This window comes from Caballeronia sp. LZ043 (assembly GCF_031451075.1).
Lineage (GTDB): Bacteria > Pseudomonadota > Gammaproteobacteria > Burkholderiales > Burkholderiaceae > Caballeronia.
Genome location: NZ_JARUXT010000001.1, coordinates 2,196,722 through 2,219,854 on the forward strand (window position 1 = coordinate 2,196,722; position 23,133 = coordinate 2,219,854).

The following is a 23,133-nucleotide window of genomic DNA, read 5'->3' on the forward strand; positions in this document are numbered from 1 at the left end:
GCGCATGCCGTCCGCCACGCCTCGTCACGCAAGCAGCCTTCACTGATGCGGCAACTCGTCTATCTCTCGCCGCTGCCGTGGGCCAGCTTCGCGCAGCGCCCGCACAAGTTTGTCGAATGGTTCCATGCCGCGACCGGCGGCCGTGTCTTGTGGATCGATCCCTACGCGACGCGCCTGCCCGCCTTGCGCGACCTGCGGCGGCCTTCGAGCGGCGCTTCGGGCGCGAGCGTGGCTCGTCCTGACTGGGTCACCGTCGAGGGCGTGCGCGCGCTGCCGCTCGAACCGATGCCCGGCGGCACGCTGCTCAATCGCATGGGCTGGCGGTCGCTGGCGGGCCGCGTGGCGCGCTTCTGCGCCGAGGGCGAGACGCTGCTGGTCATCGGCAAGCCGAGTGCGCTGGCCTTCGACCTGCTGCGTCATGCACGTGCGGCGCGTTCGGCCTATGACAGCATGGACGATTTTCCGGCCTTCTATACCGGCATCTCGCGCACGGCGCTGGCGCGGGTCGAGGCGCGCATCGCCACGGACGTGGACCGGCTGCTGGTGTCATCGACGGCGTTGCGCGCCCGCTGGCAGACGCTTCGTCCCGACGCGCGGCTCGTCTACAACGGCCTGGACCCGGCGATCCTGCCCGCCGCCGACCTGGAGAAGCTCGCGCGGCTCGGCGACGGCCAGCCGAAGGTCATCGGCTATCTCGGCACGATGGGGCCGTGGTTCGACTGGGCGTGGCTTACCGCGCTCGCGCGCCAGCGTCCCGCCGACACCATCCGGCTGATCGGTCCGGTGTTCTCCGCGCCGCCGGGCGCGCTGCCGGGCAACGTGCAGATGCTGCCGCCGGTCGCGCATGCGGAAGCGCTCGAAGCGATGCGCGCGTTCGACATCGGGCTGATTCCGTTCATCCGCAACCAGCTGACGGACGGTGTCGATCCGATCAAGTACTACGAGTATCGGGCGATGGGGCTGCCCGTCATCTCGACGGCGTTCGGTGAGATGAAGCTGCGCGGCGGCGAGCCCGCGACCTTTCTGGTGGATGCGCCGGAACAGCTCGGCGGCGCCGTGGAAGCCGCGTTGCGCAGTCAGGCGGGCGCGGCGGAAATCGAGGCTTATCGCGTGGAGAACAGCTGGGCGGCGCGGTTTGATGCGGCGGGGGTGCTGGACTAGATTCGCGTTCGTGGCTGACGGACAACGCGCGCACGGATCTGTCAGCGGAACAAGGACATCGCGTAACAGTACGACCTGGAGTGGAATGGGAAACATGGGCGCAGTCGGAGTTGTGCACTCGGCCTTTCTCCCCCGATCATCAGCGGCGCTGTTTGTACGGCGTAATTCAGAATATCGGCTGCAAACGGCACGGCCAACAGCACAAGCAGCGCTGCTAGAATCAATCGCTGCACACGCCTCAATCCAAGCTTCCATGCGGTTAAGCTCGGAATGCGTGTCGGAGCAAACCGCGCTGACGCGTGCACAAGGTGGTGTTCGGTTTCCGTGGAGTAATGAAGATTTACAGCACAATGCAATTGTTCGCTTTGACTCGGCTGTTCTCCGCCACCGTTTTCCGTGAACTGGCGAAGAAGGGCCAATCAGGCTCGTTCCGCCGGCTGCTCGACCAGACCGGTTTGGTCGAACACGCCAACCCGCAAGCGACTGTCGGTGAAGTCTTCGATTCCGCATTCGAAATCCTGAAAGTCGCCGGGCACCGTGACGAGTATGTCTATCGTGCAGCTATCAGCCACAAAGTGTTGATGGGCACGCACTCGCTCCGCACAGCTTCGATGCTCAATGAGTTTCGTGCCGGCAGTTGCAAGGCAGATCTTGTCATCCTGAACGGGACCGCGACCGTCTATGAAATCAAGTCGGAGCGTGATTCACTCGCCCGACTCGCCAGTCAGGTCGAGAACTACAAGCGCGTTTTTGCCAAAGTCAACGTCATCGCGAGTGAAAACCACATTGAAGGTGTTCTGGCGACTGTCCCGGACGACGTAGGCGTAATGTGCCTTTCCAGGAGATACCGGATCACGACAGTTCGCGAAGCAGTCGATTGCCCGGCGCGTATCTGCCCCGTAACTGTATTCAACTCGCTGCGTATAACGGAAGCCACTGCAATACTCGAGGCGATGGGAGTGCCTGTGCCGCAGGTTCCCAATACACAGCGGCATGCCGCTCTGCAGCATCTTTTCAGCAAGCTCGACCCGGTCGCGCTTCACAACGAAATGGTGCAGACACTCAAACGAACGCGCGATCTCGCATCACTCGGCGAACTTGTCGACCGTCTGCCGGAGTCCTTGCAAGCGGCCGCGCTTTCCGTATCGGTGCGCCGCGCGGATCATCCGCGCCTGGTTGACGCGGTTACCACCCCGCTGCACGCGGCAATGGCGTGGAGTTGATTCGCGTATGTATTACCCTTATTTCCGCGGAAAGCAATTCGAGCTGATCACGATTCGCGAAATGGCGCCACTTCTTGCCAGGAAGAATTTCGTGCCGGTGATCGAACCTGTGCGCGAGGCGCTCGGCGGCCTCAAGAAGACTCTGGCCGCAGTCTGTTCAGGCGGTGGCCACGCGATCGTGATTGTGAATCCGTATCACGGCGATCATCAGGAAGACGGAACGAGCATCTCCGGCCTGCTGCAAGAGGGTTTTATCGGCTCCGCCAATATCGCAGCCGGCATACTGCTGCGTAGCGACATGACCGTCGAAGAAGTCATGGCCTGCTATCGTCTTCATGCCGCGCATCATCCAGTACTCGTCCATGCCGGCTTTAACGCACCCAAGGCGCTGGCAACTGAGTTGGAGCATGACATGTCCGGCCTGACGAACGTGTTCGTCGAGGATCATGCGAAGCTGCTGTACCGGAAACATTTTGACCGCAGCACACGCATCCTGGTGCGCGACGGCTTCAAGCGACTGCGCAATGCCGACTATCCAGAGATGGAGGAGTTCTCCGACCTCCACGTTACCTGTGACGATCTCGGCATGGCGGGCTTTGGCGATTTTCTGATCGTCGGTGACGTCTACAGCGAGGGCGGAGGTCCAGCCTATGCGGTTGCCATCCACCTTACTTTCATCGATCCTGACAAGGACGATGTCATGTACATCTATCACTTCGTCTCGGACACGAAGGATACGCCGACTGACCCCGCCGGCAAGTTCGCTCAAGCGCTGGCAAAGTTGATTGCAAAACTGGACAGTGGAACCTCCCACATTCTCGAGACCGATGCGGTCAAGGAGTTTCGTGAACTCCATGCCAAGGGCCACTTTCCGGGACTTGGCTACGTGAAGAAACTCTCGATGAAACATCATATCGAGACGCTTGCAGACTATCTTGACTGAGTCCTATGGCAAGCCGTTTCTGCTGTCCAGAATGCTTCGGCGATCACGCTTTGCGCGACACGATCTTCCCTTTTCTCCAAGCTGGTCACGGGACATGTGATTTTTGCGGCACTGCTGATACTCAGCTCCTCGAGCCGACTAAGCTCGCCAACTATTTCGAGCTGCTTGTGAACGTCTACGAACCAGCTAAAGACGGGAAATCGCTGGTCGAATGGATGAAGGACGATTGGAATCTCTTTAGCCATCAGCGCATGGACCTTGCACATGCGAAAGAACTTCTCAGTGAAATTCTTGATGATGGCGAGATCGTTCGGCGCGGTTTTACTCCTTCGGAAAGCTATAAGAGTGAAGGCCTCGCCCAGTGGGATAAGCTGCGCGACGAGATGATGTATGCGAATCGCTGGTTTCTGGATATTGCCATCGACTTGGACCGTCTCCATCAACTACTTCATATGCTGATCGCACCGAAGTTGCCTCGCCAATGGTATCGCGCCCGAATGCGTACCGACGATGAGCTCTTCCCGATTGACAAGATGGGGGCACCGCCGAAGCGACGCTCGTCACATGGCAGAGCCAATCCAGCGGGCATTCCGTATCTCTATCTGGGCTCGCATCCCGAAACGGCCGCTGCGGAGATCAGGCCGCATACCGGCGAGGTTGCGTGCGTGGCTGATTTCACGATTCCCGAGATCAAGGCGGTGGACTTGCGTAATCCGCGCAAGCTGGTTTCACCGTTCATCCTGACCGATGCAAGCGAGATCGGCCAGTTACGTGCTGATTTGCCGTTCCTCGAACGCTTGGGCGAGGAATTGACTCGACCCGTTCAGCCGGCAGGAGCGGCCATCGACTACATCCCGAGCCAATATCTGTGTGAATTCATCAAGAAGAGCAGCTTCGACGGTGTGGTGTATCGAAGCTCGGTCAGCGAAGGCATTAACCTTGCGTTGTTCAATCCGGCGAAGGCGGTCGGCGGGAAAGTCGTGCTCTACAACGTATCCAAGGTCTCAGTCGAAGTAGCCGTCGCTCAGAACTAACGCACAGGCGCGACCGGTCAGCGCATTGACAAGCAGCGATCGGCATAACCGTAAAGGAACACTCGGGACGCCAGAAGCTGGGCTTTATCAGCGGATCGTGTGCCCGCGCCGCAAGACAGCGCCGGACAGCACACCCAAGCTGCTCCATAATGACCCGATCCGTCCCTTCCCCGCTTCTTCTTCAATGACCGACGCCCTGACCTCCAGCCTCGACACCGCTCTCGCTCCTCTCGTCTTCGGCGACCTGCAAGGCTGCTGCGAGCCCTTCGAGCGCCTGCTCAAAAAGGCGGCCGTCGCCGACGACGTGCCGCTCTGGTTCGCGGGCGACCTGATCAATCGCGGGCCGCAGTCCTTGCAGACCTTGCGCGAAGTGATCGCGCTCGGCTCGCGCGCCACGGTCGTGCTCGGCAATCACGACCTGAACCTGCTGTCGGTCGCGGCGGGTCTGCGCAAGCCGAAGAAAGGCGACACGCTCGACGAGATCCTCGCCGCCCCCGATGCGCCCGACCTCATCGAATGGGTGCGGCACAAACCCGTCGCGCACTTCGAGCACGGCATGCTGATGGTGCACGCGGGCGTGCTGCCGCAATGGGACGCCGCGCTGACCATGACGCTCGCGCATGAACTCGAAACCGCCTTGCGCGCACCGGACTGGAAGGAGACGCTGGCGGGCCTGTACGGGAATGAGCCGCATCGCTGGGATGACACGCTCACGGGCCTCGACCGCCTGCGCGTGATCTACAACGCGCTGACGCGCATCCGCTTCTGCACGCCCGAAGGCGCGATGGAGTTCGCCAACAACGGCGGCCCGGATGCCGCGCCGCCCGGCTATCTGCCGTGGTTCGACGTGCCCGGACGCCGCACGCAGGACGTGACGGTGGTGTTCGGCCACTGGGCTGCGCTCGGTCTGATGATCCGCGACAACGTGCTGTGCCTGGACTCGGGCTGCGTGTGGGGCAACAAGCTGTCGGCGGTGCGGCTCACGGCCGATCCGGCGCAGCGCGTCGTCACGCAGGTGAGTTGTTCGATAAAGAAGTGACGACCGGCTCGACCAACAGCGGCTCGCTGACGACAGCCGGCGCGCCGCGCATCTGATCGAGCGCCGCGCTCACCGCAGCCTGCGCCTCGCTCGCGAGCAGCCGCCGGTCCGCGCCCGGCGCAAGCGGATTGCACACATAGAGATGCGCGGTGATCTCGCCCGCGCGCAACAGCGCATTGAGCGAATCGTTGAGCGACATGTCGCCGATATACGCAGGCGCCACCGATTGCCGGCCCTGCGCATCCTCGTACCTCAGGCAGATCGGCTGCACCGGCACCGACGCCGACACGGCCGCCTGGAACAAATTCGCATGGAACGGCAGCAGCGTGCGGCCATCGCTCGTGGTGCCTTCGGGAAACACGCACATCTTCTCGCCCGCCATCAGCCGTTGCGCGAGTTCGTGCATGATGCGCTTCGCGTCGCTGCGCTTCTCGCGCTGCACGAACACCGTGTCCAGTTGCTGCGCGAGCCAGCCGACCACCGGCCACTTGCGGATCTCCGCCTTCGACACGAACGGCGTCGGACGCCACGCGTTGATCACATAAATATCGATCCACGACACGTGATTGCCGACCACCAGCACGCCGGCATCGAGCCGTGCTTCGTCGTTGTGCACGACGAGCTTCATGCCCGCGAGCCGCAGCATCTCGATCGACCAGACGCGGTTCATCGCGCTGCGCTCGCTCGCGGAAGCACGCGGAAACCGCGTTGCGACGATCCCCATGCCCACCAGCAAGTGGACGAGCAGCCGCAGTTTGCGCAGCGTCAGTCTCATGTTCAGCGGCTCTCGTAGGCGAGATGGCCGCCCACCACCGTCGCACGCACGCGCGCCGGCAGTTCGTAGCCCAGGAACGGCGTATTGCGGCCCTGGCTCCTGAGCTTGCGCGGATCGACGCGCCAGTCGGCGTTCGCATCGAACACGCAGACATCGGCGAGCGCGCCCGTCACGATGCGTCCCGCCGGCAGCTTCAGCGCATCCGCCGGCGCCGACGTGATGCGCGAAAGCGCCTTCGCCAGCGGCACGTCCGCCTCGCGCGCCCACTTCACCGTCAGCGACAGCAGCAGTTCGAGGCCCGTCGCGCCCGGTGTCGCTTCGGCAAACGGCAACAGCTTTTCGTCTTCGTCGAGCGGCGTGTGATCGGAACAGATCGCGTCGATGGTGCCGTCCACCAGACCCGCGCGAATCGCCTCGCGGTCGCGCTGCGAGCGCAGCGGCGGATCGAGGCGGAACTGCGAATCGAAATAGCCGATGTCCACGTCCACCAGATGCACGTGATTGATGGTCACGTCGGCGGAGACGGCGAGCCCTTCGGCCTTCGCCGCGCGCACCAGCGCGATGCCCGCCGCCGACGACAGATGCGACAGGTGCACGCGCGCGCCCGTCACGCGCATCAGTTCGAACAGCGTGTGCAGCGCGATGGTCTCCGCCGACACCGGCACGCCGGACAGCCCGAGCCGCGACGCCACCGGGCCGCTCGCCGCGACGCCGCCCTTCGACATGTACGCATCCTGCGGACGCAGCCACACGGTATAGCCGTAGGTGGTCGCGTATTGCAGCGCGCGTTGCAGTGTGCGCGTATCGACGATCGGGTTATCGGCCTGCGAGAAGCCGATGCAGCCCGCTTCGGTCAGCTCGACCATCTCGGTGATGGTCTCGCCCTTCAGTCCCACCGTCAGCGCGCCGAGCGGATACACATGCGCCTGATGCAGCTTCTGCGCGCGGAACTTGAGCATCTCGACGAGACCGGGTTCGTCGAGCGTCGGGTCGGTGTCGGGCGGACACACGAGACTCGTCACGCCGCCCGCCATGGCCGCGGCCATTTCCGATTCGAGCGTCGCCTTGTGTTCGAAGCCCGGTTCGCGCAGCCGCGCCGACAAATCGACGAAGCCCGGCGCCACGTACAGCCCATTGGCGTCGATCACCTTCGCCGCCGTGAAGTCGGCGGGCGCCGCGCCCACGCCGACGATCCTGCCCGCCGCAATGAACACGTCCTGGCGTGTTTCGGTGCCCGCGGCCGGATCGATGATCGTGCCGCCTTGAATCTGGATCTTCATGTCGCGTTCTTAGTCACTGTTGCCGGCCACGATGCCCATGACCGCCATGCGCACGGCGATACCGAAGGTCACCTGGTTGAGGATCACCGACTGCGGGCCATCGGCCACCTGCGAGTCGATCTCGACGCCGCGGTTCATCGGTCCCGGATGCATCACGATGGCATCGGGCGCGGCGAGCGCGAGACGCTCGGGCGTGAGACCCCAGCTCTTGAAGTACTCCTGCGCCGACGGCAGCAGCGCGCCGCTCATGCGCTCGTTCTGCAGGCGCAGCATGATGATGACGTCGACGCCCTTCAGGCCTTCGTCGAGATTGTGATAGACGTGCACGCCCATCTGCTCGAGGTTGCCCGGCAACAGCGTGCGCGGACCGATGGCGCGCACTTCGGGCACGCCGAGCGTGGTCAGCGCATGAATGTCCGAACGCGCGACGCGCGAATGCAGGATGTCGCCGACGATCGCCACGCGCAGCTTCGTGAAGTCGCGCTTGTAGTGGCGGATCGTGTACATGTCGAGCAGACCCTGCGTGGGGTGCGCGTGACGGCCGTCGCCTGCGTTGATGACGTGCACGTGCGGCGCGCAATGCTCGGCGATCAGATACGGCGCGCCGCTCGATGCGTGACGCACGACGAACATGTCGGCATGCATCGCCGAGAGATTGTTGATCGTGTCGAGCAGCGATTCGCCCTTGCTCGTCGACGACGCGTTGATGTTGAGGTTCAGCACGTCCGCCGACAAGCGCTTGGCCGCGATCTCGAACGTGGTGCGCGTGCGTGTGGAGTTCTCGAAGAACAGGTTGAACACCGACTTGCCGCGCAGCAGCGGCACCTTCTTCACTTCGCGGTCGGTCACGCTCACGAACTGCTCGGCGGTGTCGAGGATGTGCGTGACGATCGAACGCGGCAAGCCCTCGATGGTCAGCAGATGCTTGAGTTCGCCGTTCTTCGTGAGCTGCGGATTGCCCTTGAGGAAGCCGTAGCGGAAGGGTTCGGCCGGGGGATTCGCCGCGCTGTCCGCGCCCTGGGTTGCCGTATTCATGATGATCCCGGGTGTTTCTCTGGAGAAAGCTCGAAGCCGCGCGTCACTGCGCGCGCGGTTCCGTCGTGAAAGTGAACGCGTTGGATTCGTTGCGCGCCAGCACGAGGGTGTCGCCCGCCGGCACGTCGACCATGCCGCCGGTGAAGCGCGCCGCGATCGGCATCTCGCGTCCGCCGCGATCCGCGAGCACCGCGAGGTCGATCGACGCGGGCCGGCCGTAGTCGTACAGCTCGTTGATCGCCGCGCGCACGGTGCGGCCGGTGGACAGCACGTCGTCGATCAGGATGATGCGGCGGCCATTCACGTCGAACGGCAGTTCAGTCGGGCGCGCCTGGCTGTGCAGGCCCTTTTTCGCGTAATCGTCGCGATGCAGCGCCACGTTCACCACGCCGAAATGCGGCGCACCGAGGTCCTGCGCGAGCCGTTCGGCCAGCCACACGCCGCCGCTGTAGATGCCGGCGAGCACGGCGCCGTCGGGTGCGTCGAGCGAGGGACCGTAAGCGCTGCGAATCTGCTCGACGAGCGCGCGATACAGCGCTTCGGCGTCAATGGAACTCATGATCGTCGGCTAGTTCGTCAAGATATTGTTGAAGGATGACGCGGGCGGCTTCGGCATCGATTTCGTCGAAGCGGCCGCGCGCATTGGTGTGCACGCCGCGTTCGCGCAGGTCGGCTTTGGCATCGACGGAGGAATAACGTTCGTCCACCCATTGCACGGGCACGTTGAAACGCCCGTTCACCTGATTGCCGAAGCGCTTGGCCAGCGCGCTCATCTTGTGCGGCGTGCCGTCGGGATGCATCGGCATGCCGACCACCACGGCGTTCGGCTTCCATTCATCCAGCAGCTTGCCGACTTCGAGGAAGCGATAGTCCGAGTTGCGGTTTTCCAGCGTGAGAAGTGCGCGTGCCTGACGGGTGAGCGTATTGCCGACGGCGACACCGATCCGTTTTTCGCCGTAGTCGAATGCCAGCAGCGTGGCTTCGCGGCTCATGCGTGCCCTGCTTCGCCGGACAACATCGAGCGCGACACGCCGAGCAGCGAGAGCGCGGCTTCGAGACGGTCTTCGGCAGGGACGTCGAAGATGATGCGCGGATCGGCTTCCACGGTGAGCCAGCCGTTCTTCGAGATTTCTTCCTCGAGCTGGCCCGCGCCCCAGCCTGCATGACCCAACGTGAGCAGGAAACGTTCGGGACCCGTGCCGCTTGCGACGGCTTCGAGCACGTCCTTCGACGTGGTCATGGCCAGGCCGCCGGGCACGCTCATGGATGAGCTATACGGCTCGCCGTCGCCGGCTTCGTGCAGCACGAAGCCGCGCTCGGTCTGCACGGGACCGCCGAAGTACACGGGCAAGTGAACCAGCGGCTCGATCTCGAGCTTGAGATCGATGCGGTTGAAGAGGGACTGCAGATCGATGTCGGTCGGCCGGTTGATGACGAGACCCAGCGCGCCCTTCTCGGTGTGATCGCAAAGATAGACCACGGTTCCTGAGAACGTCGGATCGGCCATGCTCGGCATGGCGATCAGGAACTGATTCGTCAAATTGATGCGATCGGAAGTCTTGGACATAATTCAGGATTTTAACAAAGGCGCTGCGAGATGGCCGACTTCGATGTGGGATTGGTCTGGTTTCGGCGGGACCTGCGCGCGGCAGACAATGCTGCACTCTATCACGCGCTTACACGCTGCCGCCGCGTGCTGTGCGCGTTCGTTTTCGATCGCGAAATCCTCGCGCCGCTGGCCCGGCAGGACCGCCGCGTGCCGTTCATTCATGCCAGTTGCGTCGAACTCAATCGCACCTTGCACGATGCGGGCGGCGCGCTGATCGTGCGGCATGGCGCGCCGCTGCACGAGATTCCCGCGCTGGCGCGCGCATGCGGCGTGAATGCGGTCTTCGCCAACCGCGACTACGAGCCGTCCGCGAAAGCGCGCGACGAAGCGGTGGCGAAGCGGCTCGCCAGCGACGACATCGCGTTCTTCACCTTCAAGGATCAGGCCGTCTTCGATCACGACGACGTGCTGACCGGCGCGAACAAGCCCTACACCGTGTTCACGCCGTACAAGCGCAAATGGCTCGCGACGCTCACGCCTGATGCGCTGAAACCGTATGCGTCGGAGGACCATCTGCAGGCGCTGGCGAAGCCGCCTTCCGATGTGAAGCACGCGATGCCGTCGCTCGCGCAACTCGGTTTCGCGGAGGCAAACGGTCCGGCGTTTCCCGCCGGCACGAGCGGCGCGTATGAACTCTTCGACGACTTCCGCGAGCGCATGACCGACTACGGCCGCACGCGCGACTTTCCCGCGCAGAAGGGCCCGAGCTATCTCAGCGTGCATTTGCGGCACGGCACCGTGTCCGCTCGCGCGCTTGCCCGCAGCGCGCACGATGCGCAGCGGCACGGCGACAAGGGCGCCGAGACCTGGCTCGGCGAGCTGATCTGGCGTGAGTTCTACTTCTCCGTGCTGCACCATTTCCCGCATGTTGGCGTGCCGGGGGATCATCGTGCGTTCAAGCCGGAGTACGACCGGATCGAATGGGAAACCGGCGACGCCGCAGAGGCCGACTTCGCCGCGTGGTGCGCCGGCCAGACAGGCTATCCGCTCGTCGATGCGGCCATGCGGCAGATCAACACATCGGGCTATATGCACAACCGTCTGCGCATGGTGGTGGCGAGCTTCCTGACCAAGGATCTCGGCATCGACTGGCGGCGTGGCGAAGCCTATTTCGAAGCGCTGCTGAACGATTTCGAGCTGTCGAACAACAACGGCGGATGGCAGTGGGCCGCGTCGAGCGGCTGCGATGCGCAGCCGTATTTCCGCATCTTCAATCCGGTCACGCAGTCACAGAAGTTCGACTCGGCGGGCAAGTTCATCCGCCATTACGTGCCGGAGATCGCGGGGCTGTCGGATCGCGACATCCACGCGCCGTGGCGCGCGAAACCGGACGCGCTCAAGGCCGCGAAGATCGCGCTCGGCGCGGACTATCCGCAACCGGTGGTGGATCACGAAGCAGCGCGCAAACGCACGCTCGCGCGCTATGACGCGGTGCGCAGGCCGGGCAAGCGGCCAGACGAGCCCCGGTCCAGCGATGACGATTAACGCGTAGCGGGCATCGGTTTTTCGATCATCCCGGTAAGCGCGACGATCGAGCCACGCCCTTCCGACGGCGCAATCCCCGCCGCCGCCTGATGCAGCATCGAGCGCAGCATGTGCGCGGCGCGTTCGGGCACGGTGGCGTCGAGACCGCGGGTCGCGCCTTCGGCTGCTGCAGGCGCTGCGCCGCGGGCCTCGCCGTGATACGCGACGCGCCGCCACGCGAGACCGAGCGTATCGGCGAGCAACGCGACATGGCCCAGCCCCAGCGCGCACGCCGCCGCGCCCAGCCGATGCGAAGCATTCGCCGCCGACAGCGCCGCCGCCTCATCCACCGTGCCGGTTTCGCTCGCCTGCGCACCCCGCTCGACCAGCGCCTCGATGGCCGTCTCCGCGCTCTGCAGAAAATCCTCGTAGGCGAACGCGTTCACGCGCAGCACGCCGAGATCGCGCGTGGCGGCGTCGCGGGCAAGTTCCCCGGCCTGCGCCGCGCCCTCTTCCCACGCCGCCTCCGACGCCGGCGTAGACGCCACGTGCCACGCGACCGTCAGGCCGTAGTCGCGCAGCACGTCGACGTGCTCCGCCTCCTCCGGCGCCGCGCCGTACAGCGCGAAATCGCGCCACAGCAGTGCGAGGGTCGCGCGCACCAGCGAGCGCGGGGCGTAGGTCAGCGCGTGCGCCTGATCGGCCAGCACGAGGTTGAAGCGCGCGTACAGACGTCTCGCATCGGCGTCATGAGCGTTCTGCCGGGCGCTGTCGTCAGGTTCGGCACGCGCGGCCCGCGCGCGCAACGACGTGACACACGACGACGCCAGCCGCCAGAAATCGTAAGGATCCGGGCCGCGCAGATCGGCCAGGCACGCATCCAGGCGAGCGTAGGCAGCGGCGGATTCGTCGGCCGGTCCGCGCAGCAGCCTGAGCAGCGCTTCCTCGTAATGCGCCCGCACGCGCGCGAGCCGCTCGGGCGCGAAGCCGCGCAGCGTCGCCGGAGCGATCGCGCGGCCGGCAAGCGCCAGGTCGTCGTACGAAACGGGCGCCACCCGCGTGTGCGCCGCCAGCAGCGCATGCAGCCCGCGATAGTGATCGAAGAGTGCTGTCGAGCAGGCCAGCTCGCGCAGATTGTGACGTTCCACGGCGGCGCCGAAGATGGCGATCGCATCCGCGATGCGCGCACGGTTGGCGTCGGATTCATCGCCCAGCGGCGCGACCAGCGCCAGTGCCTCCGCAAAGCGCTGCGCCGGCAGCCAGCCGGCCGAATGCAGCGCGGCGATCGCCCGTTTCAGCGCCGCGCCGGTTTCGCCCTGGCGCTGGAAGGCGTGCTGGGCATCGGTGAGGGCCATCTCGGCGAGCCGCACCGATCCGCCGCGCGGATTGGGCAAGGCTTCGAACGGAACGTGCAGATCGGGACGTGATGTCATGTCGGGCGCTCACAAGCCGTTGCGCGGGCGTGTGGCTCGATGGGCCGCCGCACGCGGTTGAACTGCGTCACTGCGTCTTCGGTCGATGCGAAGCCGGCGTCGCGGGAGGGCCGGCCGTTGCGCGCACATGCTGCGTGCATGCTGCATACGTGCTGCCAAGGCGCAACGCCTGATCGGGAAGGTCCGCATGCCCTGCGCCCGGCGGCGATGTGCTCCACCTCGGCCGGCGTCTCGCCAAAAAACGCGCGCCGCATGACGGAGGTCATGCGGCGCGTCAAAACATGTCAGTCAGATCTGCACCATCTCGAAGTCTTCCTTGCGGGCTCCGCATTCGGGACAGGTCCAGTTGATCGGGACGTCATCCCAGCGGGTTCCCGGCGGGATGCCCTCTTCGGGCAGGCCCGCCGCTTCGTCATAGATCCAGCCACAGATCAGGCACATCCAGCTGCGCGGTTCGTGTTGAGATTCGCTCTGTTCCATACTGACGCCAGGTCGATTGGTCGGTTGAAATTAGGACAAGATGGTACCGTGTTGCTGTAGTGATGCCTAGCAAGCGTCCCGCCCGCAAGGCGGGTTGTAATCTTGTCGCTCCGGTGCCGCTCCCATGCGGAGGCTAGCGCGTCGGAAAAAAGTGCGCAAAGAGAACAGTCGGACGGCATTAGGCCGCATAATCGGTGCGTGTCCGAGCGGGCATTCCTTCGCGCGAACAGTTGAACACGCGCGGGCGGACCCGCTCCGAGCCGCCATGTCCATCCAAGCAATCCAATACCACAATGTCCGCTTTTGCCATGACCGGCGACTCCCCACCGATCGTACTCACCTTCGGCCTCTCGGATCCCACCGGCGGCTCCGGCCTGCAGGCCGACCTGCTGACGCTCGCGAGCATGGGCTGTCACGGCGTCACGGTGCTGACTGGTTACGCGGTGCGCGACTCCGCGTCCTGCGACGAAGTGACCGGCCTCGATCCCGATACCGTGGCAACCCAGGCGCGCATGTTGCTGGAGGACATGCCGGTGGCCGCGTTCAAGATCGGCGCGGCGACCCGGGCCGAAGTCGTGTCGGCGATCGCCGAAGTGGTCTCCGACTACGATGACGTCCCGCTGATCCTCGCCCCCGACTTCACCCTCGACGACGAGCACGTCCTCGCCGCGGATGAGTTGCGCGAGTCGCTGGCCGATCTGCTCGTGCCGCAGACCACCATGCTGATTGCCGATCACGCCACGCTGCTGCAGCTCGCGCAACCGGACAGCGACGCGGAATCGCCCACGCTGGACACGGCGATTTCACACCTGCTGTCGCAGGGCTGCGAGTACGTGCTGGCCCTGGAAGCGGGTACGCACCGGCACGTGATCACGTTGTACAGCGAAGAGGGACAAGTGCGTCAGGACATATGGGACCGGGCGGTGCATCGCGTCGTCGGTCTGACGGATACCATGGGTTCGGCCATCGCCGCCTTGCTGGCGAACGGCCAGGAGCCTGCGGAAGCCGCGCGCGAGGCTCAGGAATATGTGTTCCAGGCGGCGCGCGCCGCGTTTCGACCGGGCATGGGCGCCTATCTGCCTGACCGCTTTTTCTGGGCGCGCTCGAATGACGCGGACGAGGAAGGCGAGGCGTCCTCGCTGTCCGACGATTCCACCGGTCTGCCGGGAGAAGCGCGGCACTGAGTTCTTGCAGTGAACCACTTGCAGTGAACCCCAAGAGGGAGGCTTCGCGAACGCATGCCGTACCGACTGCCCCATCTGCACAAGCCCGGCCCACAAGGCGCGATCCGCATCGGCTGCGCGGGCTGGGGTCTGTCGAGCGCTGTCGCAGCCAGCTTCCCCGGCGAAGGCTCGCATCTCGAGCGCTACGCGCACACGCTGACTTGCGTCGAAATCAACACGAGTTTCTACAAGCCGCATCGGCCGGAAACCTACGCGCACTGGGCGGAGAGCGTCCCCGACTCGTTTCGCTTTTCGGTCAAGCTGCCGAAGGCCATCACGCACGAAGCGCGACTGGTCGACAGCGAAGCGCTGCTCGACGAATTCCTGCACGCCGCCGGCAAACTGGGCGACCGGCTGGGTTGCTGGCTCGTGCAACTGCCGCCCAGCCTGCCCTTCGATCACGACATCGCCGAGCCTTTCTTCAAGACGCTGCGTGCGCGCACGGATCTGCCGATTGCCTGCGAAGCGCGCGAGCACGGCTGGTTCACGACGCACGCGGCCGCGCTGCTGAAGGCGCATCACATCGCCTATGTCGACGCCGACCCGATTCCCGACGACTGCGAAATCCGGCACCGGGCGGATGGCGGACTGGTGTATGTGCGGCTGCACGGTTCGCCGGAGCTCTACAAGAGTTCCTACAACTACACCTATCTCGACGATCTGGCGCGCACGCTGCACACCCGCGCCAAAAAGACGGCCGAGGTCTGGTGCGTCTTCGACAACACGGCCGAAGGCCATGCCCAGCCCAACGCGCTGCATCTGATGGAGCGCTTGCGGATTCATCACAAGGTCTGAAGCGTTCGACGCGATGGAGGTTCACGCGATGCACAAGCCGGCAGGACGACTCACTCGCTTACTGGAAGCCGCGCTGCTGGCTGGTCTGCTTGGCCTCTGCGTTCCCGCGCAAGCGCAGAACGCAGCGCCGCCACCCGCCGCCACACCCGCCGGCGACGGCACTTTCCTGCTGACGATCTTCCTCAAGCACGATGAATCGAAGACGCTTCCGCAGATCAATCAGCAACTCAAGGAACAGGGCTACTTCAAGCAGTTCCCGCCGCCGGGCGTGGAAGTGGTGTCGTGGTACGTGATGATGGGCATCGGCCAGGTGGTAACGCTGCGCGTGCCGGCCGACCGGCTGCGCGAGGTGAATCGCGCGATAGAGAGTACCGCGTGGGGCGGATATCGCACGGAGTTCTATCCGACCTACGACTACAAGGCCGCGGCGCAGAAGCTGCGCGACGACATGAACAAGTAGGCGTGTCGTGTCAGGAAAAGGCGGACGAAAAAAAAAACCTGCATCGCTGCAGGTTTTTTTCTGACATGACGCGAGTCCCTTTCGAGACTCGCGCCCATGTAGTCCGGCGTGAAGCCAGATTTACATGTCCATGCCCATGCCGCCCATGCCGCCGGGCATGCCGCCAGGCATCGGAGCATCTTCCTTCGGCAGTTCGGCAACGGCTGCGTCGGTCGTCAGCAGCAGGCCTGCCACCGATGCCGCGTTTTGCAGCGCCGTACGCGTGACCTTCGTCGGGTCCACGACACCGGCTTCAACCAGGTCGCCGTACTCGCCCGTTGCAGCGTTGTAGCCGTAGTTGCCCGAACCTTGAGCAACCGCTGCCACCACGACCGACGCTTCTTCGCCGCCGTTCGTCACGATCTGGCGCAGCGGTTCTTCCATTGCACGCAGAACGATCTTGATACCGGCGTCCTGGTCGGCGTTCGCACCCTTCAGGCCGTCGATCGCACGACGTGCACGAATCAGCGCCACACCGCCGCCCGCCACGATGCCTTCTTCCACAGCTGCACGGGTTGCGTGCAGTGCGTCTTCAACACGTGCCTTCTTTTCCTTCATTTCGACTTCGGTCGCAGCGCCGACCTTGATCACTGCAACACCGCCGGCCAGCTTGGCCACGCGCTCTTGCAGCTTTTCACGGTCGTAGTCCGACGTCGCTTCTTCGATCTGCTTGCGCACTTGCTTCACGCGCGCTTCGATGTTCACGGCTTCGCCAGCGCCGTCGATGATCGTCGTGTTTTCCTTGCCCACTTCGATGCGCTTCGCCTGGCCCAGTTCAGCCAGCGTTGCCTTTTCGAGCGTCAGGCCGGTTTCTTCCGCGACGACTTGACCGCCGGTCAGGATCGCGATGTCTTCCAGCATGGCCTTGCGACGGTCGCCGAAGCCCGGAGCCTTGACAGCAACGGTCTTCAGGATGCCGCGGATGTTGTTGACGACCAGCGTAGCGAGCGCTTCGCCTTCGACGTCTTCAGCGATGATCAGCAGCGGACGGCCAGCCTTCGCGACTTGTTCCAGCACCGGCAGCAGGTCACGGATGTTCGAAACCTTCTTGTCGTGCAGCAGCACGAACGGGTTTTCGAGGACGGCGACTTGCTTGTCCGGGTTGTTGATGAAGTACGGCGACAGGTAGCCGCGGTCGAACTGCATGCCTTCGACGACGTCGAGTTCGTCTTCCAGCGACTTGCCGTCTTCGACGGTGATGACGCCTTCCTTGCCGACCTTGTCCATGGCTTCAGCGATGCGGTCACCGATGGAGGTGTCGCTGTTCGCCGAGATCGAGCCGACTTGCGCGATTTCCTTGTTGGTCGTGCAAGGCTTGCTGATCTTGCGCAGTTCTTCGATGGCGGCAGCAACGGCCTTGTCGATGCCGCGCTTCAGGTCCATCGGGTTCATGCCCGAGGCAACGTACTTCATGCCTTCACGGACGATGGATTGCGCCAGGACCGTAGCGGTCGTGGTGCCGTCGCCGGCGTTGTCGCTGGTCTTGGAAGCCACTTCCTTGACCATTTGCGCGCCCATGTTCTGGAGCTTGTCCTTCAGTTCGATTTCCTTCGCGACCGAGACACCGTCCTTGGTGACCGTCGGGCCGCCGAACGAACGCTCGAGCACGACATTGCGACCCTTCGGACCCAGCGTGACCTTGACCGCGTTGGCCAGGATGTTCACGCCTTCGACCATCTTGGCGCGTGCGGAATCGCCAAAAGTAACTTCTTTAGCTGCCATATCAAGACTCCTTGATTCGATTCAGTTTTCCGGCTTCGCCATGCGCGCCCGAGGGGCTGCTGCAAAGGGCGAAGCCAGACGTGCAGGAAGGATGCTTACTTGACCAGGACGGCCATGATGTCTTCTTCGCGCATGACGAGCAGTTCCTGCCCGTCCACCTTGACGGTCTGGCCGGCGTACTTGCCGAACAGCACGCGGTCACCGACCTTCACGTCGAGGGCGATTTGCGCGCCCTTGTCATCGCGCTTGCCCGGGCCGATGGCCAGGACTTCGCCTTGATCCGGCTTTTCTGCCGCGGCTTCCGGGATCACGATGCCCGATGCGGTCTTGGTTTCCTGATCCAGACGCTTGACGATGACGCGATCGTGCAAAGGACGAAGGTTCATACACACTCCTCTCTTGATTGAGACTGAAATCGCTGGAAAACCCGTCCTGCAAGGCAATGCCCGCGGAACGGCAAACTTGTTAGCACTCGCGTGCGGTGAGTGCCAATTATATGGACCGGATTTGACAATTTCAAGGATGGGGACGGCGGGTAATCCCGTAGCGGTGAAATTTTTTCGAATTTGCCGGCCAGTTGGCGAGAACCGCACGGATTCGTCTTGACCGGGTCCGCGAGGAAAAGGTTCACCGGAGGCCCGCATTTGCAGGCGTGAAATCAGCACGTGTCCTATGAGACCTCAGACCCCGATTGAATCGATTAATGTCGATTGAAGAATTCTGATTTATCCGAATCAGGGTTTTTACCTAGATCGCCGCGAACTAGACTGCCTTCACCGACGAAGCAACAGCAAGCAGCACCACCACTTACTGCCGCATCGTTTCCCCAATCAAGATTCGGAGGTCGTCATGTTGAAGTCCATCGTTCCCGCCCTTGCCATCGTTGCCGTCCTGGCCGCTCCCGGTTTTGCCCAGGCCCGCGAAGACGGTCCCGTCACCCGTGCCCAGGTGCGTGCCGAACTGGTCCAGCTCGAGCGCGCCGGCTATAACCCGGTCGGCGATCAAACCACCTATCCGGCCGACATCCAGGCTGCGGAAGCCCGGGTCGGCGCCAGCCAGCCCAATGCAAGCGCCTTCGGCGGCGCCGCTGAAGGCGCCTCTGCGGCAGGCCATGCGCATCGGCTGAACTTCCTGGATCGCGTCGTGCGTCCAGAAGCCGCCAATCCGGTCGATTTCAATCGTCCGTAATCCGGCTGGCCGCAGCATAAGCGGCAGCGCCAGCAGCAGACAACCCGGCCCCGCGCCGGGTTTTGCGCCTTCCGATGAACCTCAAGCGCACGCCGGTTCATCACGCTGTCAGTCACGGATCGGACGAGGGTTGCAGACCGCGTTTTTTCATCGTCCAATCCGACGGCACTACAATTTGTCTCTGCCGTTGACCCACACTCCGGATCCGCCGCTTTATGTCCATGCCGTCGCTGCGCTCAAGTCTCGTTCTCCTTGGTTTGATTGCCCTCACCGCTTGCGGAGGCCGCTCGGCCACCACCCCCAGTTACCAGCAGGAGCTGTTCAACACCGGCGCGAGCCCGTTCGCGCGCAACTACGACGCCACCGTCAACGAAACCTGCGAGGCCGCGCGCCGCGCCCTGCTCTCGCAAGGTTTCCTGACGACCATGGGCCAGCCCGATACCGTCGACGCCACCAAGAATTTCCAGCCGAGCGCCGAAACCCACGTCGTGGTGTCGTTTCATGTGGTCTGCACGCCGGGGGAAAACGCGACGAATCAGAGCATCGCGTATGTGAACGCCGTCCAGGACGGCTATGCGCTCAAGAAAAGCGATACGTCGGCGAGCGTGGGACTGAGCGTGCTCGGTTCGCTGTCGCTGCCGATCCGCTCGAACAGCGACGCGATGGTCAAGATCTCGAGCGAAACGGTGCCCGCCGGCAAGTTCTACGATCGCTTCTTCAACCTGATGAGCCACTATCTGAACACGGTGCCGCGCAGCGCGCCCGTCGCCGCCGACGAGGTGAAGAGCAAGCCCCTCGCGCCCTCGCTGATCGTGAACTCGCCGGACCTCACGCCCACGCCGATCGTCGTGCAGACGCCCGCCGCCGCCACCGCCATCCCGACTTCGGAGGCGGTCGCGGCGAGCGCTTCACAGGCGTCGTCGGCAGCAGCGGCGCCCGTCAGTTCGGCACGTTGACCGCGCCGCCCGACACGCTGATCGCATTGGCGCCGGGATCGGCGGCGATCGCCGGCAGGTTTGCGGTCGTGAGCGCGGGCGCCGAGCCCGCCGTGCCGCCACGCGCCACCGTCCGCACCACTTGCGAAGGCGGCAGCGTCGCGTTGTTCTTCAGATGATTCCACATCAGGTTCAGCGCCTGAATGTTGTAGTAGTGGACCGGAATGAAGCGCGTGTCGAAGCCCGCGACGCTCAGGAATGCGTCGAAATGCTGGCCGTTGGTGATCTCGTACAGCGACAGCTGGCTCTTGTTGCCCTCCGCCACGCGATTCGCGCCCAGATACGGCCGACCGGCATGGTTGATCGGCACCAGCGCATCCGCGCGTCCCTGCACGATGATCGCCGGCTTGCCGCGCAGGTTCGCGTTCACGCGGATCGCATTCACGCTGGCCGCCATCGTCGCGTTGCCGATGGTCCACAGCGAGCGCAGGCAGGCCGCGCCCGCATAACTCGCGTCGGGCGTGGCAAAGCGATGATCCGCCGCGCCGCTCGTCCCCACGTTGTAGACCAGGTTGATCCCGTTGGTCGGCGGCACGCCATTGCCGTTGCCGAAGACCGTGAGCATCGGCGACACCAGCGGCGCCACGCCCGCCGCGCCGCTCACCGCGTTGGTCGTGCCGAAGCTGAAGTTGCACAGGTTGTCGAGCACGCTCGCCTTCATGTAGGCGTCGGCATACGTGACCGCCACCGCCGGCACCGCCTGCGAATCCCACATCGGCGCCTGCAAGGTATCGGAATCAGTTTCGTAGCCGGCCTGGTGCAGCTGGTCGAGCGCGCTGTTGGCCTGGGCGATCGTCGTGGCGCCCGAGATCAGTCCGCCCGCCGCCAGCGACGCGCAGCGCGCGGTGCGGATCGCCGTGGTCGTGGCGAGCGGCAGCGTCGTCAGGTACGGCGCGCCGGCCGCGGCGGGGGCAAGCGCGGCGCACGGCTGCAGCAGGTTGGCGAGCGTCATGTAGTCGGCAAGCGGCCGGCCGAACGAGCCGACCGGCAGGCCGCCCTGCCGCACCGACACCTGCGACGGCAGGTTCAGATTGATCTGCGGCTCGCCGACGACGACCGCGGTGATCCAGCCGTCGGTATCCTGCTCGGCTGCCGCCAGCGCCGCGCCGCCGCCGTTGCTCACCGATGCGGCGATGGTCGTGATGCTGCCCTTGCCATAGCGCACCTGATGGTTCGAACCGTTCAGTGGCCCGAACATGTCGTTGAGCGCCCAGTAAGCGAACTGGATCGCCTGCAGGGTATTCGCGCCCCAGTCCTTCTCGGGATTCTGCTGTGAATGCGCGTGCTTGTAGGCGTAGCGGTTCGGGAAGGCCGAGTTGAACGATGCGATGGCGGACGCGCTTGCATTCGCCTTGAAGATCGCGCTGGTGCCGGCGAAATCGGCATTGACGAGCGTGCCGTCGATGCGCGTGACGAGGTTGCTCGCCAGTTCGTGCGCGCCGTTGCCGCTGCCCTTGTCGGTATAGGCCACCGCGCAGCCGCGCTTCAGGCCCCACTCGCCCGCCGCCGAGATCGCGCCATACACGCCGCGCGATCCCGACGACGTCGCCGTCACGATGCACGGCTGGTCGGGATTGAAGCTCGCCGGCACCTGGACCATCAACGAAACGTTCTGCGTGCCGCTGCCGTCGTCGGCGAACGCGAGGTATTCCTTGCCCGCGATCTTGCCTTCGCCGAGCGTGTCGTTGCCGTTCAGGTCGACATTCGGCCCCCAGAAACGCCCGTAGCCGCCGTTCGCCGACATGTCGACGAGCGCGCGGTAATTCGACCAGATGGCGAGGCGCCGCAGGTCGGCGGCGCTCGGCGACGCCGGGTTGGCAATCGAAGGCGCGGTCGCCGCAGCGAGCCCGGTCTTGCCGAGGCCGGCGGTCAGCAGATCGTCGGACTGGCCGTCGTAGGTTTGTGACTTGATCGCGCCGGAGACGAATTTCGGCACGCTGTTGTTCGCCGGGCCGCCGCCGTTGTCGTCATCGCCGCCGTGGCAGGCAGCGAGCGTCGCGGCTGCCAGCAGCGCGATCACAGCCGTGCGTGGCCAAGTTCCCGAACACTGAAAACGTGCGAATCGCTTCATTTTCGTCTCCCGTATTGTTGTGCTTCACGCCTTGTTTCAGAACACGCTACGCTTCGCTTTCGATCCGTCAGTATCACGCGGAAGCTGAAAACAGTCGCTGCTGAGTTTCCCTGTCTGCAACGCGACGGGCCGGAAGAGACACACCCGGCGTAAACGACAACGGGCTCCGGCGATCAAGCCGGAGCCCGTTGCATGGCGATGGCGTCAGACCGGGCGGCGGTGCGACGCCGCCCGAAGTCTGCCGCCTGCGTCCCGGATCAGCCTCCGCCGCCGTTCTGGACGCCGAGGGTGATCTTGTTGCTCACCGATGTGACGCCCTGGACGCCCTTCGCCACTTCTTCCGCCTGGGCGATCTGGCCGCCTTCCGGCACCGTGCCGGTCAGCGTCACCGCGCCGCCGCGGGCGCGTACGAAGACGTTGGAGACATCGAAGCCTTGCGCCTTGGACAGCGCGCGGCGCACCGCGTAGCCGAGCTTGCGGTCTTCCTTCTTGACCGCGGACTTCTGCGCCTTGGTCGGCGCAGCCGACGTGTCGCTCGACTGGGCATAGGCGCTCGAGGCAATGGTCACGCACAGCACCACGCCCAGCGCCTTCAAGAGATCAACTGCTTTCATGGTTTCTCCTTTTGTTTCGCTTGTTGACTTCGCACAGTTTGCTACTTCGCTCGTTTTGCACTTCAAATCCGGGCCGCGCTTGCTGGCGGCTGGCTACGACATCGAGCGGTTGCCCCGTGACCACGCGCTTCGCCCGAAGCGCTGAACGGCTTGAGGGCATGGCGGAGGCAAGCCGGCAGATGCGGCTCACGGTGCTGCGAGAGGCTGGCGAACGAAACAATTAGTGGCCGGTTGATCGGGTGGCATGCCCGTCGGCTCGAATATGTCCTGACACATGGCGCGATACTGCGTTGCGCGGCTCAACCTGACGCTGCGGCCCAAACTGCGGGCAGCGGCGCGCGAGGCTCCTGACATGCGGCGGCGATCGTCAATTTAGCCCAGCGCGGCCATTAGCGCAAAACATTTAACGACGCGGCCCGTGCGAGCAACATCGGCGGCGGCGAAGACACATCGATGTCACAGTCGGCGTTCATGAGGGCACGCCAGGAAGCGCCGCCCGTTTCCGGCAATCCGCGACGTCAGGCCGGTGCTTTCGGAACCTGCGCAGAGG

23 protein-coding genes are annotated in these 23,133 nt (G+C 64.3%); 11 read left to right on the top strand and 12 right to left on the bottom strand.

Features of this window, described 5'->3' with window-relative positions; translation table 11 throughout:
* Positions 1 to 45 precede the first annotated feature (45 nt).
* The 5 genes from QCE64_RS09945 to QCE64_RS09965 all read left to right on the top strand — a co-directional run bounded on the left by QCE64_RS09945 (position 46) and on the right by QCE64_RS09965 (position 5,400).
* On the top strand, positions 46 to 1,161 hold the full coding sequence (locus QCE64_RS09945; protein WP_309918137.1) for a glycosyl transferase: 1,116 nt from the start codon (positions 46 to 48) through the stop codon (positions 1,159 to 1,161).
* A gap of 332 nt (positions 1,162 to 1,493) precedes the next feature.
* On the top strand, positions 1,494 to 2,384 hold the full coding sequence (locus QCE64_RS09950) for a sce7726 family protein (protein WP_310003641.1): 891 nt from the start codon (positions 1,494 to 1,496) through the stop codon (positions 2,382 to 2,384).
* Positions 2,385 to 2,391: 7 nt separating this feature from the next.
* Positions 2,392 to 3,327: a sce7725 family protein gene (locus QCE64_RS09955; RefSeq protein WP_310003643.1), complete on the top strand. Its 936-nt coding sequence runs from the start codon at positions 2,392 to 2,394 to the stop codon at positions 3,325 to 3,327.
* A 5-nt stretch (positions 3,328 to 3,332) separates the two neighbouring features.
* Positions 3,333 to 4,361: an RES family NAD+ phosphorylase gene (locus tag QCE64_RS09960; RefSeq protein WP_310003645.1), complete on the top strand. Its 1,029-nt coding sequence runs from the start codon at positions 3,333 to 3,335 to the stop codon at positions 4,359 to 4,361.
* Between the two features lie 184 nt (positions 4,362 to 4,545).
* Positions 4,546 to 5,400, top strand: coding sequence for a symmetrical bis(5'-nucleosyl)-tetraphosphatase (locus QCE64_RS09965; RefSeq protein ID WP_310003647.1), 855 nt, complete (start codon positions 4,546 to 4,548; stop codon positions 5,398 to 5,400).
* Here the strand turns inward: QCE64_RS09965 and QCE64_RS09970 are convergent.
* Genes QCE64_RS09970 through QCE64_RS09995 form a run of 6 tightly spaced genes read right to left on the bottom strand, consistent with a single transcriptional unit; the run spans position 5,369 to position 10,057 of the window.
* Positions 5,369 to 6,175, bottom strand: a complete 807-nt coding sequence (locus QCE64_RS09970) for a lysophospholipid acyltransferase family protein (RefSeq protein ID WP_310003649.1) — start codon at positions 6,173 to 6,175, stop codon at positions 5,369 to 5,371. The two genes, QCE64_RS09965 and QCE64_RS09970, sit on opposite strands and share 32 nt — an antisense overlap.
* Positions 6,176 to 6,177: 2 nt before the next feature.
* Positions 6,178 to 7,455 carry a dihydroorotase gene (locus tag QCE64_RS09975; protein ID WP_309918146.1) on the bottom strand — a complete coding sequence of 426 codons (1,278 nt, stop codon included), beginning with the start codon at positions 7,453 to 7,455 and terminating at the stop codon, positions 6,178 to 6,180.
* 9 nt (positions 7,456 to 7,464) lie between these two features.
* Positions 7,465 to 8,490: an aspartate carbamoyltransferase catalytic subunit gene (locus QCE64_RS09980; RefSeq protein ID WP_309902624.1), complete on the bottom strand. Its 1,026-nt coding sequence runs from the start codon at positions 8,488 to 8,490 to the stop codon at positions 7,465 to 7,467.
* A 43-nt stretch (positions 8,491 to 8,533) separates the two neighbouring features.
* Positions 8,534 to 9,049 (bottom strand): bifunctional pyr operon transcriptional regulator/uracil phosphoribosyltransferase PyrR, encoded by a 516-nt coding sequence (gene pyrR / locus QCE64_RS09985; protein ID WP_309930800.1) that lies wholly within the window; start codon positions 9,047 to 9,049, stop codon positions 8,534 to 8,536.
* Positions 9,036 to 9,482, bottom strand: a complete 447-nt coding sequence (gene ruvX, locus QCE64_RS09990; RefSeq protein WP_310003651.1) for a Holliday junction resolvase RuvX — start codon at positions 9,480 to 9,482, stop codon at positions 9,036 to 9,038. The genes pyrR and ruvX overlap by 14 nt, the downstream gene beginning before the upstream one ends.
* Positions 9,479 to 10,057, bottom strand: coding sequence for a YqgE/AlgH family protein (locus tag QCE64_RS09995; RefSeq protein ID WP_309809555.1), 579 nt, complete (start codon positions 10,055 to 10,057; stop codon positions 9,479 to 9,481). Before QCE64_RS09995 ends, ruvX begins: the two co-directional genes overlap by 4 nt.
* Positions 10,058 to 10,087: 30 nt before the next feature.
* On the opposite strand from QCE64_RS09995, the gene QCE64_RS10000 reads away from it, so the two are divergent.
* Positions 10,088 to 11,584 (top strand): deoxyribodipyrimidine photo-lyase, encoded by a 1,497-nt coding sequence (locus QCE64_RS10000; protein WP_310003653.1) that lies wholly within the window; start codon positions 10,088 to 10,090, stop codon positions 11,582 to 11,584.
* Here QCE64_RS10000 and QCE64_RS10005 read toward each other — a convergent pair.
* Positions 11,581 to 12,996, bottom strand: coding sequence for a hypothetical protein (locus tag QCE64_RS10005; protein WP_310003654.1), 1,416 nt, complete (start codon positions 12,994 to 12,996; stop codon positions 11,581 to 11,583). The genes QCE64_RS10000 and QCE64_RS10005 overlap by 4 nt on opposite strands.
* 288 nt (positions 12,997 to 13,284) lie before the next feature.
* Positions 13,285 to 13,476 carry a rubredoxin gene (locus QCE64_RS10010; protein WP_310003656.1) on the bottom strand — a complete coding sequence of 64 codons (192 nt, stop codon included), beginning with the start codon at positions 13,474 to 13,476 and terminating at the stop codon, positions 13,285 to 13,287.
* Between the two features lie 308 nt (positions 13,477 to 13,784).
* Here QCE64_RS10010 and QCE64_RS10015 point away from each other — a divergent pair, with 308 nt between their 5' ends.
* The 3 genes from QCE64_RS10015 to QCE64_RS10025 are packed head-to-tail and all read left to right on the top strand — an operon-like array spanning position 13,785 to position 15,954.
* Positions 13,785 to 14,660: a hydroxymethylpyrimidine/phosphomethylpyrimidine kinase gene (locus QCE64_RS10015; protein ID WP_309931635.1), complete on the top strand. Its 876-nt coding sequence runs from the start codon at positions 13,785 to 13,787 to the stop codon at positions 14,658 to 14,660.
* 54 nt (positions 14,661 to 14,714) lie between these two features.
* Positions 14,715 to 15,494 carry a DUF72 domain-containing protein gene (locus QCE64_RS10020; RefSeq protein ID WP_309918163.1) on the top strand — a complete coding sequence of 260 codons (780 nt, stop codon included), beginning with the start codon at positions 14,715 to 14,717 and terminating at the stop codon, positions 15,492 to 15,494.
* A 28-nt stretch (positions 15,495 to 15,522) separates the two neighbouring features.
* Entirely contained in the window at positions 15,523 to 15,954 is a 432-nt protein-coding gene (locus QCE64_RS10025) for a hypothetical protein (protein ID WP_309918166.1), read from the top strand.
* A gap of 120 nt (positions 15,955 to 16,074) precedes the next feature.
* On the opposite strand, the gene groL is transcribed toward QCE64_RS10025, so the two are convergent.
* Entirely contained in the window at positions 16,075 to 17,715 is a 1,641-nt protein-coding gene (groL, locus tag QCE64_RS10030; protein WP_309809566.1) for a chaperonin GroEL, read from the bottom strand.
* Positions 17,716 to 17,810: 95 nt separating this feature from the next.
* Positions 17,811 to 18,101 carry a co-chaperone GroES gene (locus tag QCE64_RS10035; RefSeq protein ID WP_006999126.1) on the bottom strand — a complete coding sequence of 97 codons (291 nt, stop codon included), beginning with the start codon at positions 18,099 to 18,101 and terminating at the stop codon, positions 17,811 to 17,813.
* A 463-nt stretch (positions 18,102 to 18,564) separates the two neighbouring features.
* On the opposite strand from QCE64_RS10035, the gene QCE64_RS10040 reads away from it, so the two are divergent.
* Both QCE64_RS10040 and QCE64_RS10045 read left to right on the top strand, forming a co-directional pair.
* On the top strand, positions 18,565 to 18,903 hold the full coding sequence (locus QCE64_RS10040; protein ID WP_309918168.1) for a DUF4148 domain-containing protein: 339 nt from the start codon (positions 18,565 to 18,567) through the stop codon (positions 18,901 to 18,903).
* A 215-nt stretch (positions 18,904 to 19,118) separates the two neighbouring features.
* Complete coding sequence (locus QCE64_RS10045; protein ID WP_404987315.1) at positions 19,119 to 19,859, top strand: DUF2242 domain-containing protein; 741 nt, start codon at positions 19,119 to 19,121, stop codon at positions 19,857 to 19,859.
* Here QCE64_RS10045 and QCE64_RS10050 read toward each other — a convergent pair.
* On the bottom strand, positions 19,843 to 21,969 hold the full coding sequence (locus tag QCE64_RS10050) for a 3-hydroxybutyrate oligomer hydrolase family protein (protein WP_310003657.1): 2,127 nt from the start codon (positions 21,967 to 21,969) through the stop codon (positions 19,843 to 19,845). The two genes, QCE64_RS10045 and QCE64_RS10050, sit on opposite strands and share 17 nt — an antisense overlap.
* Positions 21,970 to 22,226: 257 nt before the next feature.
* Entirely contained in the window at positions 22,227 to 22,583 is a 357-nt protein-coding gene (locus tag QCE64_RS10055) for a BON domain-containing protein (protein WP_309918174.1), read from the bottom strand.
* Between the last annotated feature and the right edge of the window lie 550 nt (positions 22,584 to 23,133).

What these genes read in the sequence shown, in the direction of transcription:
- QCE64_RS09950 (WP_310003641.1), top strand. Translation starts at nt 1,494, where the DNA reads ATGAAGATTTACAGCACAATGCAATTGTTCGCTTTGACTCGGCTGTTC.
- QCE64_RS09945 (WP_309918137.1), top strand. Translation starts at nt 46, where the DNA reads ATGCGGCAACTCGTCTATCTCTCGCCGCTGCCGTGGGCCAGCTTCGCG.
- groL (WP_309809566.1), bottom strand. Translation starts at nt 17,715, where the DNA reads ATGGCAGCTAAAGAAGTTACTTTTGGCGATTCCGCACGCGCCAAGATG.
- QCE64_RS10055 (WP_309918174.1), bottom strand. Translation starts at nt 22,583, where the DNA reads ATGAAAGCAGTTGATCTCTTGAAGGCGCTGGGCGTGGTGCTGTGCGTG.
- QCE64_RS10045 (WP_404987315.1), top strand. Translation starts at nt 19,119, where the DNA reads ATGTCCATGCCGTCGCTGCGCTCAAGTCTCGTTCTCCTTGGTTTGATT.
- QCE64_RS10050 (WP_310003657.1), bottom strand. Translation starts at nt 21,969, where the DNA reads ATGAAGCGATTCGCACGTTTTCAGTGTTCGGGAACTTGGCCACGCACG.
- QCE64_RS09965 (WP_310003647.1), top strand. Translation starts at nt 4,546, where the DNA reads ATGACCGACGCCCTGACCTCCAGCCTCGACACCGCTCTCGCTCCTCTC.
- QCE64_RS10035 (WP_006999126.1), bottom strand. Translation starts at nt 18,101, where the DNA reads ATGAACCTTCGTCCTTTGCACGATCGCGTCATCGTCAAGCGTCTGGAT.
- QCE64_RS10025 (WP_309918166.1), top strand. Translation starts at nt 15,523, where the DNA reads ATGCACAAGCCGGCAGGACGACTCACTCGCTTACTGGAAGCCGCGCTG.
- QCE64_RS10000 (WP_310003653.1), top strand. Translation starts at nt 10,088, where the DNA reads ATGGCCGACTTCGATGTGGGATTGGTCTGGTTTCGGCGGGACCTGCGC.
- QCE64_RS10015 (WP_309931635.1), top strand. Translation starts at nt 13,785, where the DNA reads ATGACCGGCGACTCCCCACCGATCGTACTCACCTTCGGCCTCTCGGAT.
- QCE64_RS10005 (WP_310003654.1), bottom strand. Translation starts at nt 12,996, where the DNA reads ATGACATCACGTCCCGATCTGCACGTTCCGTTCGAAGCCTTGCCCAAT.
- pyrR (WP_309930800.1), bottom strand. Translation starts at nt 9,049, where the DNA reads ATGAGTTCCATTGACGCCGAAGCGCTGTATCGCGCGCTCGTCGAGCAG.
- QCE64_RS09970 (WP_310003649.1), bottom strand. Translation starts at nt 6,175, where the DNA reads ATGAGACTGACGCTGCGCAAACTGCGGCTGCTCGTCCACTTGCTGGTG.
- QCE64_RS09955 (WP_310003643.1), top strand. Translation starts at nt 2,392, where the DNA reads ATGTATTACCCTTATTTCCGCGGAAAGCAATTCGAGCTGATCACGATT.
- QCE64_RS10020 (WP_309918163.1), top strand. Translation starts at nt 14,715, where the DNA reads ATGCCGTACCGACTGCCCCATCTGCACAAGCCCGGCCCACAAGGCGCG.
- ruvX (WP_310003651.1), bottom strand. Translation starts at nt 9,482, where the DNA reads ATGAGCCGCGAAGCCACGCTGCTGGCATTCGACTACGGCGAAAAACGG.
- QCE64_RS09975 (WP_309918146.1), bottom strand. Translation starts at nt 7,455, where the DNA reads ATGAAGATCCAGATTCAAGGCGGCACGATCATCGATCCGGCCGCGGGC.
- QCE64_RS09980 (WP_309902624.1), bottom strand. Translation starts at nt 8,490, where the DNA reads ATGAATACGGCAACCCAGGGCGCGGACAGCGCGGCGAATCCCCCGGCC.
- QCE64_RS09995 (WP_309809555.1), bottom strand. Translation starts at nt 10,057, where the DNA reads ATGTCCAAGACTTCCGATCGCATCAATTTGACGAATCAGTTCCTGATC.
- QCE64_RS09960 (WP_310003645.1), top strand. Translation starts at nt 3,333, where the DNA reads ATGGCAAGCCGTTTCTGCTGTCCAGAATGCTTCGGCGATCACGCTTTG.
- QCE64_RS10010 (WP_310003656.1), bottom strand. Translation starts at nt 13,476, where the DNA reads ATGGAACAGAGCGAATCTCAACACGAACCGCGCAGCTGGATGTGCCTG.
- QCE64_RS10040 (WP_309918168.1), top strand. Translation starts at nt 18,565, where the DNA reads ATGTTGAAGTCCATCGTTCCCGCCCTTGCCATCGTTGCCGTCCTGGCC.